The organism is Pseudarthrobacter ribosi, assembly GCF_055412865.1.
Window position 1 is genome coordinate 26,385 of the sequence record NZ_JBVAYZ010000008.1, and the last position, 13,987, is coordinate 40,371.

Here is a 13,987-nt window from a genome sequence, read left to right on the forward strand (position 1 = left end):
ACTGAATAGCCCGGCCGCGAGATCACGTTTTGCGTCACCTCCGGCCGGTCGCTGGCCGGCGGCGTTGACCCCTTGATCGAAGTGCCGGTTCTTGTTGCACTGGTCTATGTGGACCTCCGGGCCCGCACACGCCACTTCACCCTGCCGCCGTCGTGCGCTGAACTTTTACCCCTTCAACCCCGGGAGACCCGAATGACCGCCGAAACCGCAACCGCTGAACAGCTGATTATCATCGGGTCGGGCCCGGCCGGCTACACCGCGGCGATCTACGCCGCCCGGGCCGGCCTGATGCCCCTCGTCATCGCCGGCGCGGTCACCGCGGGCGGAGCCCTGATGAACACCACCGAGGTGGAAAACTTCCCCGGCTTCCCCGGCGGCATCCAGGGCCCGGAACTGATGGACGGCCTCCAGCAGCAGGCCGAGAAATTCGGCGCGCAGGTGGTGTTCGACGACGTCACCGAGGTCCGGCTCACCGGCCACCTCAAACGTGTGGTCACGGCAGCCGGGGAGACGCACGAGGCCCCTGCCGTCATCCTCGCCACCGGCTCCGCCTACAAGGAACTCGGCCTGCCGGAGGAAAAGAAGTTCAGCGGGCACGGGCTCTCCTGGTGTGCCACCTGCGACGGGTTCTTCTTCCGCGACCAGGACATCATCGTCGTCGGCGGCGGAGACTCGGCAATGGAGGAAGCCACGTTCCTGACCCGCTTCGGGAAGTCCGTCACGGTCGTGGTCCGCAAGGGCGAACTCCGCGCCTCCCGGATCATGGCGCAGCGCGCCAAGGACAACCCCAAGATCAGCTTCGCGTGGAACTCCGCCGTCACCGCCATCCACGGCGACGCCAAGGTCACCGGCGTCACCCTGACGGACACCCGCTCCGGCGAAACCCGCGAACAGGACGCCACGGGCATCTTCGTCGCGATCGGCCACGTTCCGCGCACCGAGCTGCTCACCGGCCAGGTGGACCTCGATGCCGAGGGCTACATCAAGGTGGACTCCCCCAGCACAGTCACCAACCTCTCCGGCGTGTTCGCCTGCGGGGACGCCGTGGACCACCGCTACCGCCAGGCCATCACGGCCGCCGGAACGGGCTGCGCGGCCGCCCTGGACGCCGAACGCTACCTCGCCGCCCTGGATGACGCCGATAGCATCGCCACTGCCCTCGTCGAGGAACCCACCCATGCCTGAGGGCAGCAGGAACCCGACGACGGACGCTCCGGGCTGACCATCAGGGCGGGGAGGACTAGGGTGAATCATGGACACCTCGCCGGTGTGGGACCGCCCCATTTCGTCCCTCTATACCGACCACTACGAACTGACCATGCTGCAGGCGGCCCTCCATTCCGGGGCCGCGGAGCGAAGGACCATATTCGAAGCGTTCGCCCGCGGACTGCCGGAGGGGCGCCGGTACGGGATCGTGGCCGGAACCGGGCGGCTCCTCGAGGGCCTCGCAGGTTTCCGCTTCGGCCCGGCGGAGCTGGAGTTCCTGGACCGGACCGGTGTCGTCAATGCCGACACCCTGGCCCGGCTCGCGGACTTCCGGTTCTCCGGCGACATCTGGGGCTACCCCGAAGGTGAGGCCTACTTCCCCTACTCCCCCGTCCTGATCGTGGAATCCACGTTCGCCGAGGCCTGCATCCTGGAGACTTTCGTGCTGTCCGTCCTCAACCATGACAGTGCCATCGCCTCGGCGGCGTCTCGGATGGTCAGCGCGGCAGGCGGACGGCCCTGCATCGAGATGGGTTCACGCCGGGCCCAGGAGGAAGCCGCCGCCGCGGCAGCCCGGGCGGCCGTCATCGCGGGCTTCGCCGCGACGTCGAACCTGGCAGCCGGCCGGCGCTTCGGCCTCCGGACCGTGGGTACGGCAGCGCATTCCTTCACCCTCCTGCACGACACCGAACGCGACGCGTTCCGGGCGCAGCTGGACTCGCTCGGACCCGGGACCACACTGTTGGTCGACACGTACGACGTCGAAGCGGCCGTCCGGACGGCCGTCGACCTCGCCGGCGACAAACTGGGGGCGGTGCGGCTCGATTCCGGAGACCTGCTGGCGCAGGCCCGGTGGGTCCGTGAGCTGCTGGACAGCCTTGGCAATGTGCACACGAAAATCATCGTCACGTCCGATCTCGACGAATACTCCGTGGCGGCGCTCCAGGCCGCGCCAGCTGACTCGTACGGCATCGGCACGGCGCTGGTCACGGGTTCCGGCGCCCCCACCGCCGGCATGGTCTACAAGCTGGTCGGCCGCACCAACGACGCCGGGGACTTCATCCCGGTCGCCAAGAGCTCCAAGAACAAGATCAACGTCGGCGGCCGGAAGCATGCGGTTCGCCGGCTCGACGGCTCCGGGACAGCCACCCACGAGGTCCTCGGGGTTGGCCACCCTCCGGCGGAGGAACCCCACGGCAGGCCACTGCTGCAGCAGTTCATCCGGGCTGGAGAACTCCTGCCGGGATGGACCGGGCCGGAGGCCGTGGTGCGGGCCCGGAGCCGGCACGCCGCCACCATGGCCGAACTGCCCGCCGCCGTGAACCGGCTCCAGCGCGGCGAACCCGCCATACCGACCATCTATGCGTGAGGGCGGCGCCTATGCGTGAGCGCGGCGCCGTGCGCGCCGGTATCCTGCCGGCAGTTCCGCGGGACCGGCTGGGTGGCCGTTGCGGCGGTCCAGTTCATCGGTGACGAGCCGCAACAGCTTTTCGGCGGACTCCGAGAGATCCCTGCCCTTGTCCGGGGAGGCCAGCTCGACGCACTGAAGCAGCGCCGAGCGGAGACGCACTAACTGTGCGGAGGGCACCAGGGGCCAGCGGCGGAAAGAATCGAACATCAGTTCTGCGCCGTGGGCGTGGGCGAGCCAACCGTATCCGCCGTCCAGTTCCGGCCTCATGCTGCCGGCTTCCGGCCGGCGGTGCCGGCTCCGAGCAGACGGCTTCCCCGCCATCCTGAATCGCGGATCATCGCGACGGCTTCCGGGTCGGCGGCTGTGAGCTTCCGCAGGTCCACGACCGCGTGGAGGCCATAACCAAACGAACCTGCCCGGCGGGCAACTGAAATAAGACTTGCGACGTTCCTGACGGTGAGCTGGCCCACCGGTGATACGAGTGCGGATTCCGAACTGAGGTCGACAGCGACGGTGATGCCGAGTTTGCTATTCATAATAAAAAATCCCCTGCGAAGCATGTACGGCCGACTGCATGACCACCTCTAGGATACCGAAAACGCCGTGAGCCGCGTCACAATCACGTAACAGCCGCCTGTGCTTCAGCTCCGTTTTTTGGTCCGTGCGGTCGCCGGCGCCGACCACGGATCCTCCGGCCAGGGGTGCCTGGGGTACCGGCCCCGCATCTCGGCACGGACCTGGGCGTAGGGCCCGGACCAGAACGAAGCCAGGTCATCCGTCACGGCCAGAGGCCGCCGGGCCGGCGACAGCAGGTGGAACAGCACCGGCACCCTGCCGCCTACGAGGCGTGGCGTCTGGTCCCAGCCGAAGCACTCCTGGAGCTTGACGGCGACCACCGGGCGGGCGCCGCCGTCGCCGACATCGGGGTAGTCGATTTTGACCCAGGAACCGCTCGGCACCTCCAGCCGTTCCGGGACCAGTTCCCCGAGCCGGGCGGCGTCGGGCCACGGCAGCAGGCGCCGCATGGGATCGGCTAGGTCAATCCCGCTCGTGGCAGCGCCGCCGGCTAGCGCCTCGAGTTCCGGTGCGAGCCACTCACCGAGGCGGGCCAGCAACGCCGGCTCGGACACATCCGGCCACGGATCCCCGAGTTCCCGGTGCAGCAGTGCAAGCCGGCGGCGCAAGGCGTCGGCCGCCGCCGACCACCCAATCGTGCCCAGCCCTTCCCTTTCCAGCGCCTGGGCTACTGCCGCACGGCCTTCAGCGGCGGAGGGACGCACCGGCGTGGAGGAAAGGACGATCGCGCCCAGCCGGCGCACCTTCCGGGCCGTGACCCGGCCCTGGCTGAACACGGCTTCCACAGCGTCGCTCAGGAGGTGCCGGGCTGCGGCTTCCGCCGTGTCCGCCGTCAGCGGTGCCGCCGAACGGATGACAGCTCCCGTGCCGGCCGCGTCACGCCCCTGGGCCCGGGAGACTTCGGCGACGGCAAGCCATTCGTGCCCGGACAGGGAGCTTCCGGCCGGGAGCCCGGCCCGGGTCCCTGAGCTGAGCAGGTAGCGCTCCAAGCCTTCTCCGGGGACCCGGCGCGCCACCCGGTCCGGGAACGCGAGGGCGACGACGACCCCGACAGCCTCCCGGGCGGAGACCGCCGCCGTCATGGGTAGGGATACGACGCCGGAGCGCTCCTGGCGTGCGATGGCCTCCATCCGCCGGACGTCGTCCGTCCAGCGCCGGGAGGCCGGATCCTTGCCTGTGCGCAGGCCAGCCAGGAGGCGCGGGAGATCGGCGCCGGGGGCACGCTGGTCCCCGGAGACCAGCGCGACGGCTTCCGCGGCGGCGCGGTTCCCCACGGCAGCTGCCCCGTCCAGCAGGGCCCGGGCAAGCCGGGGATCGGCCGGTACCCTGGCCAGTGCCTTGCCTAGGTCCGTGGCCAGACCATCCGCTGCCACCGCGCCGAGTTCCCGCAACACCTCAACGGCGTCATCCATCGCGGACTGTGGCGGGGCGTCCGGCAGGGACAGCCCCCGGCCGCCGGGCGATCCCCAGTACGCCAGGACCAGCGCGGCGCCGGTGAGATCCGCGACGGCGATCTCCGGCGTCGGGTGGGCCGGGGCGGCGCCGTAGGTTTTTTGGTCGTAACAGCGGACCACCCGCCCCGGTCCCTGGCGGGCTGCCCGCCCGGCGCGCTGCTCGGACGAAGCACGGGAGCAGGACACGTTAACGAGCCCGGACATTCCGCGGCCCGCGTCCCGCCGCGGCTCCCGGGACAGCCCGGAGTCGATGACCAGCCGGACTCCCGGGACGGTCAGCGAGGACTCGGCCAGCGACGTCGACACGATGATCCGCGGGCTGCCGCCGGGTTCCCGCCCGGAAACGGCGCGGTCCTGCTCTGCGGGGCCGATCTGCCCGTGCAACTCCAGGACCTCCGCACGTGTGCGGCCGCGCAGCCGGGCCGCGACGTAGGAAACTTCCCAGGCCCCCGGGACGAACACGAGGGCGTCAAGGTCCAGGCCGGAGGCGAGTGCTTCGGCATGCGAGGAGGCGGCCGTGTCTGCCACATGGTCCAGGAATGCCCGGGTAACTCCGCGCTCATCCAGCCGCGGCACCGCGGCCGGTACCCAGTCCACCGCCAACGGGTGCAGCGCGGACGGACAGTCGACGACGGGCGCCGGGTGGCCGGCGTCGTGGTCCTGCGGGTCGTGGTCCTCCGCGTCGCCGCCCGCGCCGATGAGGGCGGCGAAGCGCGGCGCGTCCAGCGTCGCGGACATGGCGACGAGTGCGAGGTCGCCCCGCAGTTGGCGGACCTCGGTGAGCATGCCCAGCAGCAGGTCGGTTTCCAGGCCGCGTTCGTGGATTTCGTCGAGGATGACGGCGCTGGCCGTCTCCAGTCCCGGATCAGCCAGCAGGCGGTTCAGCAGGATGCCCGGAGTGACAAATTCGATCAGCATGCCCGGGCCGGCCTGGCGCTCGCCGCGGATCGTGTACCCGACCCGCTCCCCTAGCCGGCTGCCGTCCAGCGCAGCGAGCCGCCGGGCTGCAGAGCGTGCGGCGACCCGCCGCGGTTGGGTGACAATGACGCGTGCACAGGCCCCGCGCCCGTGCTGACCTGCTGCGCTTAGGGCGAGGTTGGCCAGCAGCGGCGGGACCAGCGTTGTCTTGCCCGTTCCCGGCGGCGCCTGCACCACGGCGGTCGCGCCCTGGCCGCCGGCCTGCAGCGCCTCGGCCAGATCGCCGAGCGAGGGCCCAAAGGCCAGGCCGGTGCCGATGAACTCCAGCCTGAATGGCGCGGGAGCAGGGGGCAGCGGAACAGCCGGAGTAGTCACACCTCCATTGTCCCTACAAAGCCGGGACGCCGTGTTCCGCACGGAACGGGTGCGGCGTCCCTCGGCGTTCCGGGACTGGGCGCCGCGTCGCGTCGCGTCGCGTCGATCCCGGGACTTTTGACTCATGCGACTCGAGCTCCAGCGGGCCTAGGCTGGGCCATGACCGACTCCGAAATGCTCGAGGTGGAGCGAAAGTACGATGTCGGCGAGGATGATGAACTGCCGGTCCTGGAGTCGTTGCCGGGGGTGGACCGGGTGGGGCCCGCCGAGGACGAGGCCCTCGACGCCGTCTACTTCGATACCGCCGGCCTGGCACTGGCATCCCGCGGGATCACGCTGCGCCGGCGGACCGGTGGACACGACGACGGATGGCACCTGAAACTCCCCGTGGCAGTTGGGGAACGTCTGGAATTCACGGTGCAGTTCGGAAAGAATCCGGACTCCGTGCCCCGGCGGCTGCGGCGGCTCGTCCAGGTCCATACCAGGGACCAGGAGGTGGTTCCGGTGGCAAGACTGAACACCCGGCGCACCACGCAGCGCCTCTTCGCGTCCGATGGCACTGCCCTGGCGGACTTTAGTGACGACCGGGTCGATGCCCAGACCCTGTTGGAGCCGCAGTCACACTCCGCGTGGCGGGAATGGGAAATCGAACTCATCGACGGCCCCAAGCGGCTGCTCACGGGCGCCGACGCGCTGCTCGCCGAGACTGGCCGCCACACGTCGTCGATGCCGTCCAAACTCGCCCGCGGACTGGGCGAACAGTATCCCGCGGCCGGTGAACCCGCACCCGGGCCGGAACCCGAGGGACCGGCTTCGGCGGTGCTCCTTACCTATCTGGCCCAGCAGGTCGAGGCACTCAAGAAGCATGACCCCGGAGTCAGGGAAAACGCGCCGGACGCCGTCCACCAACTCCGGGTGGCCGCGCGCCGGATGCGATCCGCGCTGGCTACCTTCCGGAAACTTGCCGACCCCGGTGTCATCGGATCGCTGCGCTCAGATCTTCAATGGCTTGCCGGCACCGTGGGTGAGGCGCGGGACAACGAGGTGATGGAGGCCCGGCTGCTGGAGTTGGTCAGCGCAGAGCCGCCGAACCTATTGCTGGGTCCGGTGGCGCGGCAGATCGAGGAGCATTTCGCCGCCGCGGCCCACGACGCCCGCGCGAAGGGCCTGACAGCGCTAAAGAGTGCCCGCTACTTCCGGCTGCTCGATTCGCTAGATGCCTTCCTGGCAGAGCCGCCGCTGACCGAAACAGCCGGGAAGGAAGCCCTGCAGACCGTGGGCCGGCTCGTGTCGAAGCAGCGCAAACGCTTGAAAAAGGAGGTGCTTGCCCTCGACGCCGATCCCGACAGTTCAGCCGCGGAAGCTGCACTCCATGAAGTCAGGAAGAGCGCCAAGCGACTGCGCTATGCGGCAGAAGCGGCCGCCCCGATTTTCGGGAAACGGGCCACCACGCTGGCACGTGCCGCCGAAGAGATCCAGGAGAGCCTGGGCGATCACCATGACAGCGTCGTCACCCGGGAGCTGTTGCGCGAATTGGCCGCCAACCATCGCGGGAAAAGTGCGTTCACGTACGGGCGGCTGCATGCCCTGGAACAAGCGGCCGGCGAGGAATCCCGCGAGCGGTTCTTCCGCACGTGGAGCTCGTCTCCGCCCGAGCCTCTCCGCTGGAAATAGGCGCCGACTGGTCCCCCGGCGTCAGCGACCCGGCTGTGGAATGACCAGCACGGGTCTGCGTTGCAGACCGGCCACCTCCGCTTCGACCGATCCCTCCAGCATCCGTTCCACGGCATGGAGCCGTCCGGGGCGTTGTCCCCCGACGATCAGCAGCGAGGCATCCGTGCTTGCCGCCAGCCGCCCAAGAGCCTGGGCAACGGCGCCGTTCAGTACCCGGAAGGACCATTCCTCGCCCGGCGGGCCCAGTATGGCCTGGAGCAGGTCCCGAACCTGGCCCGAGGGAAAGTCCGTCTCAGTGTTGACGGCCGGATCCAGCGATGCGCCTGTCCGCGAGACCGCGGGGTCCCACTCCGTGAGGTAACTGGCCGGATCCACGTAGGCGCAAATGAGGTGTGCGTCCAGCCTTGCAGCCAGGCTGGCGCCTGCCCTGATCAAGGAGTCCGACGGTTCCCAGGCAACTCCCAGCACCACCGGACCGGGTGGCCATTCCCTCCCGGCCGCGGCAGGCCGCTTGTGGCCCGTGGCGTCCATTAGCGGGGGCCCGTACCGTGTGCTGCCAGCACGTCCATAATCGACAGGATAGCCATTGTGCGGAGGCTAGCCCAGCATTTCGCCCGAAAGGCTGGCCCCGATGCTGGGGCGTACCTGGTGCTGCTCATCGTTGTGTCCGGTTGCGCGGGACTGCGGCTGACCCTGGACTATCCCGTAATTGCCTGAGCCAAGTCCTTGACCGGTCTGGAGCTGTCGAGGCGAAGTACCGGACAGGAGAGCATTGCCAGCCATTGTTCGTGGCGGCTGCGATTCCGGCCAGCGATATCGGGGTTGTCATATCCCCGCGCCCAGGACATGAACTCCTCGTGGGCCGCTTCGTCGAGACCGCCGGCCCTGGGTAGCTCCAGCAACCTGGTCCTCTCTCTTGCCAGCAGCCTGGTCATCCTTGTTTCAGGATCGAGGGTCAGGAACACCACTGCGTCGAACTTCGTTATCAGGTCCTCGCCCCAGCCCATAATGGAACCTGAAAGCACCCACGTGTTCCGGGGCACGAAGACTTCCTTCATCAACGAGAGGCGCGCGGCTGGTGCCCGCTGTTCCCTGTACGGCGGTGATGTCGGCCGCCAGAAATAATCGTCGGCGTCTGCATGGGGTATTGCCCACTTATCGGCGATTGCCCGACCGAGTGTCGTCGATCCTGATCCGCTGGCTCCCGTGATGAACAAACGGCAGGGGTCGAGGGTAGTTAGCACGATCGCAGACTACCCCCTCCGCCGGGCAAGCTGAGGGCTCTGCAAGATTCCAGCTGCGCGCCGTCCGTGGCAGTCTGGGGCGCCGTTTTCGGCGCAGTGCCTCACCCTGGTTGTGCCGACGGCGGCGCGAGCGGGCGGCTCAGCTCTCCTACAGGTCCGCGTGGTGCTCGGCGACGACGTTCGGGTGGGCCCGCAGCCGGTAGCGCAGGGCATTGTCCCCGTAGGTTTCCAGGATGGGGCTGTTCGTCGGATCGACGGACAGGCCGCGGGCCTTGGCCTGGAACTCCGGGCTAACCGCGAGCTGCGGCATCGTCGCGTCCAGCGCCGGGTTAAAGAAGAACGGAAGCGATATACGGTCGGTACCGCGCAGGGGCGAGATCACCCGGTGCAGGGTTGCCTTGAGGTACCCGTTGGTTGCCAGTTCGAGCATCTCGCCGATGTTGACCACGAACGTTCCCGGCACCTGGGGGGCGTCGATCCACTGCCCCTGGTACTCGACCTGCAGCCCACCTTTGCCGGGCTCCACGAGCAGCAGCGTCAGGACGCCCCCGTCGCGGTGGGAGCCCACGCCCTGCTTGGGTTCGGGGTTGGACTCCCCCGGATACCGCACAATTTTCAGCAGGGGAAAGGCCCGTGCCGCGAATGCCTCGTCGAACGTGTCTTCGGGCGCCCCGAGGGACAGGGCCAGGGCGCGCAGGAGCGTCAGCGAAACGTCACTCAGCCGCTCGGTCCACTCCTGGACAATGCCGCGCATTTCGGGGAGGGCGTCCGGCCACAGGTTGGGGCCCTCGAGCCGCCAGTAGTCGGCGACGCCCGTCCCCTGCTCCACCACAGCACGCTCGACGCCGATATCGATCTGCTCCCGCCAGTCGACGGCGCCGTCCGTGAGTTCGCCGCCGACCCTGGTGTAACCCCGGAACTGCGGGCTGTTCACGTTCTCGACCGCGAGCTTCTGCTCGTCGGGCAGCTCGAAGAAACGTCGGGAGACGTCGATGATGGCATCCGTCAGATCCTGAGGGACCCCGTGGCCGGCGAGGTAGAGGAAGCCGACCTCGTGCATGGCATTGCGCAGGTCGTCGCGGAACCGCGAGGCCTCCTCCGGGCCAGCGTTCAGTCGGGAAAGGTCCAGGACGGGCAATGATTCGAGGGGCACCTTATTAGTCCTTTTCGATGAACTTGGCAAGCTGTGGGCTGTACTTTCTTCAATGTTACGTAGTTCCGGCTGTTGCGGGGCATTAGCATGTCGAATTAAGACATTTGGGCCGCTGTGCCGGCTGGCATCCGCAGGACTACGTTGCCCCGTTTGCGCCCCGCATCGACGAAGCGGTGGGCTGCGACGACGTCCTCAAGGTCGAAGCTGCGGTCCCTGACCGACCGGTATTGCCCCCGTTCCGCAAGGCGGACGAGGAACGCGAGATCTTCGGCCGTGTACGTCACGCTGCCCGCGGTGACACGTATTCCGCTCGCACGGCTGCGCCAGGGGGCCAACAGGATGCCTTCGAGGTCAGCGACGACGAGCAGCAGCGCCCCGCCGGGATTGATCGATGCCGAGGCCCGCTCGAACGGGAGATTGCCGACACAGTCCATGACGACGTCGTAAGTCCTGCTCTCCGTGGTGACGTCGACGGCGGAGTAGTCGAGCACCCGGTCCGCGCCCAGTGACGCCGGCAGGTCCGCGTTGGCGGCGCTGCACACGCCCGTGACATGCGCACCCAGTTGCTTGGCGAGCTGCACGGCGGCTGTTCCCACGGCGCCGGAGGCTCCGTTGACCAGGACCGTGTCGCCACGTTTGGTGCCTGCGCGGCTGAGGAAGACCTGTGCGGTGAGGCCGCCGAAGACAAGTGTCACGGCCTCCTCGAAGGTCAAGGTGCGGGGCTTGGCCGTGATGGCGCCGTCCGCGGGGACACGGGCATATTCGGCATGCCCGCCAAAGCTGGCGCCGAGCATAGCGATCACCGCGTCGCCGGGCTGGAACTTTGTGACGTCCGCACCAACGGTCTCGACGACGCCGGCGATATCCATGCCCAGCACGCGGCGTCGCGGCCTGAAGATGCCCAGCGTCGGTGCGGCCAGCATCCCCAGCCCGCGGGGAATATCGCGGCTGCGCGCGCGGTGGTCGGCGGCGCTCACAGTGCTCGCATGCACCTGGACCAACACCTCGTTCCTGCCGGGTAAGGGCGTGGCCATCTCCTCGACCCGCACGGCGTCCGGAGTGCCGAACCGCCGGTGCACGGCGGCCTTCATCGCGCCACCGTCGCAGCCGTCCGGACGGAGCGGGTGGCGGAACGGTGCGTGCGGGCGGAGAGTTGGGCACGTCGATGGATGACGTATTCGGCCACGGCCAGGTTGATCACCCAGGCCGCCGTCATCAGCAGCGCCCGGGTCAGCTCATCGGGTGTACCCGCAAGCAGCATCCAGGTCAGAATCACCAGGGCCTGGGTTCCCGCAGCGACGCCGATCGCATAGCCGCGCGTCATCCACCCGCTGTGCCGAACATAATCCTTGTTCTTGAGCGCGATCACCCCGAGGACGATGCTAACCAGCATTGCCGAGCCGAAGAGCAGCCGAACCGGGACGTCGGTGTCGCCATCGGGGAGGGGGTAGAAGGCCGACATCCACAGTCCGGAGAGGGCGGCGAAAAGGCCGGCCGGGATGAGGATGCCTCCGGCGATGCGATGCCGGCCGCGTCTGCCACGCAGTGCGGGAACGAACTGGAACGCCCCGAGCAGGCTGTAGATGGTGACACTGACGATATGGATCACGACAGGGACCGGGGAGGCAAAGAACCTCGCATTCTGTGGCGTGATGGCGGCGGCGCCGGCCAGCTCCGTCATCCGCGACGCCCCGGCGATCACCGGGATGAGGCTCAGGAGGACCAGGGCGGCGGGTACGGCCCACGAGGGTCCGCGACTTGGCCGGGGGCGCCTGGTGGACTCTAGGGCACTGCTGGGTTTTGCTGTCATGGCCTGGTCCTCAGTTCAGGTAGTGTACGCCGTACACCTCATGGCCCTACGGTAGGTGTACGGCGTACACTTGTCAACGGGATGCCGCTAGGGAAAGGTTGTCGGATGACCCAGCAGTTGGAGGCCACGGCCCGCACGCCCCTGAACCGGGAGCGCGTGCTGCTGGCCGCCGTCTCCCTGGCTGATGCCGTGGGCTTCGAGTCGCTCAGTATGCGCCGGCTCGCCGAGGAGCTCGGGGTGGTGCCAATGGCGATCTATAAGCATGTCGCCAACAAGGACGAGCTGCTCGACGGGATGGTCGCGTCCCTCATCGGCGAGATCGATCCCCCGGCGCCGGAACTGGACTGGAAGGGCGCCGTCCGCCGGCGGGTGCTTTCGGCGCGGCAGGCGCTGCAGCGGCACCCGTGGGCCCGCCAGGCCATCGAATCGCGGACCAACAAGACCCCTGCCGTCCTTGACTACATGGACTCATTCACCGGCATGTTCCTGGCCGGCGGCTTCTCCGCCGACCTCACGCACCACGTGATGCATGCCATCGGGGGCCGCATGTGGGGCTTCACCCAGGAGCTGTTCGACGCCCCGGCGGGCCCGACGGCGGCATCCCCGGCAGAGATTCCACCGGAAGCCCGGGCCGCAGTGCTCGAGCAGATGGCGGCCCGCTATCCGAACATCGTCGCGATCGCTACGTCGAGGAACCACGATGAAGGGTCGGTGGTCGGGCACGGATGCGACGACCAGTTCGAGTTCGAATTCGCCCTCGACCTCCTCCTCGACGGTTTTGAGCGGTTGCACGAGCAAGGCTGGTCATCGACGCAGGCGACGCCGGACCGCAGGTAGGCGGCCGTCCCATCCAAGCGTGACCTTGCCGGTTCAGGGAGTTCGGAGGAGGATATGCGCACACTCCGGGAGGCCTTTCATGACCAAGCTTGGCAAGTTTGAGAAGTACCTGATCGAGGAATTCTTCGACGATTACCGCGCGGGCACCCTGAGCCAGCGGACGTTCACGCGCCGGGTGGCGTTCATTACCGGCAGCATGGCCGCCGCTTCGGCGGCCATGCTGCTGGTGGGTTGCACGCCGGAAGAAGTCCCGCGCAGCACCGACCCCATGCCCACCCCCAGCCCGTCGCCGCCGGGCACGGGGACCGGCACCGCGTCCCTGGGCCCGGTGCCGGGGGCCAAGAGCCCGCTCTCCGTTCCCGAGGGAGCGCCCGGTCTCGTAACAGAGACCGTACGGTTCCCTGCCGAGGGAACCGCGATCAGTGCCTACCTTGCCAGGCCGGAGGAGGGGGCAGCCGGACCTGCCGTCCTGATCTGCCACGAAAACCGCGGGCTGACCCCGCACATCGAGGACGTGGCCCGCCGTTTCGCCGCGGCCGGCTACGCTGCCCTCGCGCTGGACCTGCTCAGCAGGGAAGGCGGCACCGCGCGAATGGACCGCGACGCCGTCCCGGGAGCGCTGACGGCGGCCGGCGCCCAACGCCATGTCGCCGATTTCACAGCCGCCTTTGATTACCTGCAGACACAGGACTTCGTTGAAGAGGGGCGGATCGCCATGACCGGATACTGCTTCGGCGGGGGCATTACCTGGCAGGCGGCGACGGAACTTCCCGGGCTGAAGGCGACTGCGGCGTTTTACGGGCCCTCCCCCGACCTGGAGAAAGTCCCGGCCATCAAGCCGGCGGTCTTCGGCGTCTACGCCGAACTCGATCAGCGGATCACCGGCGCTCTGCCGGCGCTAAGGGACGCCCTGGCCGCCACGGATGTTCGCCACCAACTGACCGTCTATCCCGGCGTCGACCACGCCTTCCACAATGACACCGGGCCGCGCTACGTCGAAGCGCAGGCCACCGCCGCGTGGAATGACACGCTGGCCTGGTTCACCAAATACGTCTGAGCCGTTGTCGCACAGCTTTTACCCGGGGTTTACGTGCCTTGCCTTGTGGGTCCCGGGGGCCTTGAAATGTTTGTTGACGCGGAGTCGAAGTTCAGGTTCCGGCTCAAAGGCACCGGCCGGAACCGTGATGGCCGTCTCGGCTGCGCTCCCCGACAAGTCCGCCGCTGTGGCCGGCATCGCCGCCGGGCGGGAGTGCGCCGGGATGGGGCTGATCAGCAGCATCATCGCCCAGATGGACGGGCGCAGCGTAGGCCGGCCGGGAGGGGCGGCGG

General features: G+C 68.5%; 13 protein-coding genes. 5 read left to right on the forward strand and 8 right to left on the reverse strand.

Annotated elements, in window-relative coordinates; all coding sequences use genetic code 11:
- The first annotated feature begins 192 nt into the window (after nt 1-192).
- On the forward strand, nt 193-1,185 hold the full coding sequence (gene trxB / locus ACZYZ5_RS10395; RefSeq protein WP_463901549.1) for a thioredoxin-disulfide reductase: 993 nt from the start codon (nt 193-195) through the stop codon (nt 1,183-1,185).
- Between the two features lie 67 nt (nt 1,186-1,252).
- Nucleotides 1,253-2,575, forward strand: a complete 1,323-nt coding sequence (locus ACZYZ5_RS10400) for a nicotinate phosphoribosyltransferase (RefSeq protein WP_463901551.1) — start codon at nt 1,253-1,255, stop codon at nt 2,573-2,575.
- A gap of 9 nt (nt 2,576-2,584) precedes the next feature.
- On the opposite strand, the gene ACZYZ5_RS10405 is transcribed toward ACZYZ5_RS10400, so the two are convergent.
- The 3 genes from ACZYZ5_RS10405 to hrpB form a co-directional block, all read right to left on the reverse strand.
- Complete coding sequence (locus ACZYZ5_RS10405) at nt 2,585-2,884, reverse strand: hypothetical protein (RefSeq protein ID WP_463901553.1); 300 nt, start codon at nt 2,882-2,884, stop codon at nt 2,585-2,587.
- Nucleotides 2,881-3,153, reverse strand: a complete 273-nt coding sequence (locus ACZYZ5_RS10410; RefSeq protein WP_463901554.1) for a hypothetical protein — start codon at nt 3,151-3,153, stop codon at nt 2,881-2,883. The genes ACZYZ5_RS10405 and ACZYZ5_RS10410 overlap by 4 nt, the downstream gene beginning before the upstream one ends.
- A gap of 105 nt (nt 3,154-3,258) precedes the next feature.
- Nucleotides 3,259-5,940, reverse strand: a complete 2,682-nt coding sequence (hrpB, locus tag ACZYZ5_RS10415) for an ATP-dependent helicase HrpB (RefSeq protein WP_463901556.1) — start codon at nt 5,938-5,940, stop codon at nt 3,259-3,261.
- A 159-nt stretch (nt 5,941-6,099) separates the two neighbouring features.
- Between hrpB and ACZYZ5_RS10420 the strand changes: the two genes are divergently transcribed.
- On the forward strand, nt 6,100-7,614 hold the full coding sequence (locus ACZYZ5_RS10420) for a CYTH and CHAD domain-containing protein (protein WP_463901557.1): 1,515 nt from the start codon (nt 6,100-6,102) through the stop codon (nt 7,612-7,614).
- A 21-nt stretch (nt 7,615-7,635) separates the two neighbouring features.
- Here the strand turns inward: ACZYZ5_RS10420 and ACZYZ5_RS10425 are convergent, their stop codons facing one another.
- The 5 genes from ACZYZ5_RS10425 to ACZYZ5_RS10445 form a co-directional block, all read right to left on the reverse strand.
- A complete protein-coding gene (locus ACZYZ5_RS10425) occupies nt 7,636-8,145 on the reverse strand; it encodes a universal stress protein (protein WP_463901559.1) in 510 nt (169 codons plus the stop codon).
- Nucleotides 8,146-8,312: 167 nt separating this feature from the next.
- The gene (locus ACZYZ5_RS10430) at nt 8,313-8,858 is read right to left on the reverse strand and encodes a P-loop NTPase family protein (protein ID WP_463901561.1); all 546 of its coding nucleotides are present in this window, start codon (nt 8,856-8,858) and stop codon (nt 8,313-8,315) included.
- 148 nt (nt 8,859-9,006) lie between these two features.
- Nucleotides 9,007-10,011, reverse strand: coding sequence for an isopenicillin N synthase family dioxygenase (locus tag ACZYZ5_RS10435; protein WP_463901563.1), 1,005 nt, complete (start codon nt 10,009-10,011; stop codon nt 9,007-9,009).
- Between the two features lie 95 nt (nt 10,012-10,106).
- Nucleotides 10,107-11,102: an NAD(P)-dependent alcohol dehydrogenase gene (locus ACZYZ5_RS10440; RefSeq protein ID WP_463901565.1), complete on the reverse strand. Its 996-nt coding sequence runs from the start codon at nt 11,100-11,102 to the stop codon at nt 10,107-10,109.
- Nucleotides 11,099-11,821 carry a DUF2306 domain-containing protein gene (locus ACZYZ5_RS10445; RefSeq protein ID WP_463901567.1) on the reverse strand — a complete coding sequence of 241 codons (723 nt, stop codon included), beginning with the start codon at nt 11,819-11,821 and terminating at the stop codon, nt 11,099-11,101. Before ACZYZ5_RS10445 ends, ACZYZ5_RS10440 begins: the two co-directional genes overlap by 4 nt.
- Nucleotides 11,822-11,926: 105 nt before the next feature.
- On the opposite strand from ACZYZ5_RS10445, the gene ACZYZ5_RS10450 reads away from it, so the two are divergent.
- Both ACZYZ5_RS10450 and ACZYZ5_RS10455 read left to right on the forward strand, forming a co-directional pair.
- Nucleotides 11,927-12,658 (forward strand): TetR/AcrR family transcriptional regulator, encoded by a 732-nt coding sequence (locus ACZYZ5_RS10450; protein WP_463901569.1) that lies wholly within the window; start codon nt 11,927-11,929, stop codon nt 12,656-12,658.
- Nucleotides 12,659-12,737: 79 nt separating this feature from the next.
- On the forward strand, nt 12,738-13,715 hold the full coding sequence (locus tag ACZYZ5_RS10455; RefSeq protein WP_463901571.1) for a dienelactone hydrolase family protein: 978 nt from the start codon (nt 12,738-12,740) through the stop codon (nt 13,713-13,715).
- The last annotated feature ends 272 nt before the right edge of the window (nt 13,716-13,987 follow it).

What these genes read in the sequence shown, in the direction of transcription:
- trxB (WP_463901549.1), top strand. Translation starts at nt 193, where the DNA reads ATGACCGCCGAAACCGCAACCGCTGAACAGCTGATTATCATCGGGTCG.
- ACZYZ5_RS10400 (WP_463901551.1), top strand. Translation starts at nt 1,253, where the DNA reads ATGGACACCTCGCCGGTGTGGGACCGCCCCATTTCGTCCCTCTATACC.
- ACZYZ5_RS10405 (WP_463901553.1), bottom strand. Translation starts at nt 2,884, where the DNA reads ATGAGGCCGGAACTGGACGGCGGATACGGTTGGCTCGCCCACGCCCAC.
- ACZYZ5_RS10410 (WP_463901554.1), bottom strand. Translation starts at nt 3,153, where the DNA reads ATGAATAGCAAACTCGGCATCACCGTCGCTGTCGACCTCAGTTCGGAA.
- ACZYZ5_RS10420 (WP_463901557.1), top strand. Translation starts at nt 6,100, where the DNA reads ATGACCGACTCCGAAATGCTCGAGGTGGAGCGAAAGTACGATGTCGGC.
- ACZYZ5_RS10425 (WP_463901559.1), bottom strand. Translation starts at nt 8,145, where the DNA reads ATGGACGCCACGGGCCACAAGCGGCCTGCCGCGGCCGGGAGGGAATGG.
- ACZYZ5_RS10440 (WP_463901565.1), bottom strand. Translation starts at nt 11,102, where the DNA reads ATGAAGGCCGCCGTGCACCGGCGGTTCGGCACTCCGGACGCCGTGCGG.
- ACZYZ5_RS10445 (WP_463901567.1), bottom strand. Translation starts at nt 11,821, where the DNA reads ATGACAGCAAAACCCAGCAGTGCCCTAGAGTCCACCAGGCGCCCCCGG.
- ACZYZ5_RS10450 (WP_463901569.1), top strand. Translation starts at nt 11,927, where the DNA reads ATGACCCAGCAGTTGGAGGCCACGGCCCGCACGCCCCTGAACCGGGAG.
- ACZYZ5_RS10455 (WP_463901571.1), top strand. Translation starts at nt 12,738, where the DNA reads ATGACCAAGCTTGGCAAGTTTGAGAAGTACCTGATCGAGGAATTCTTC.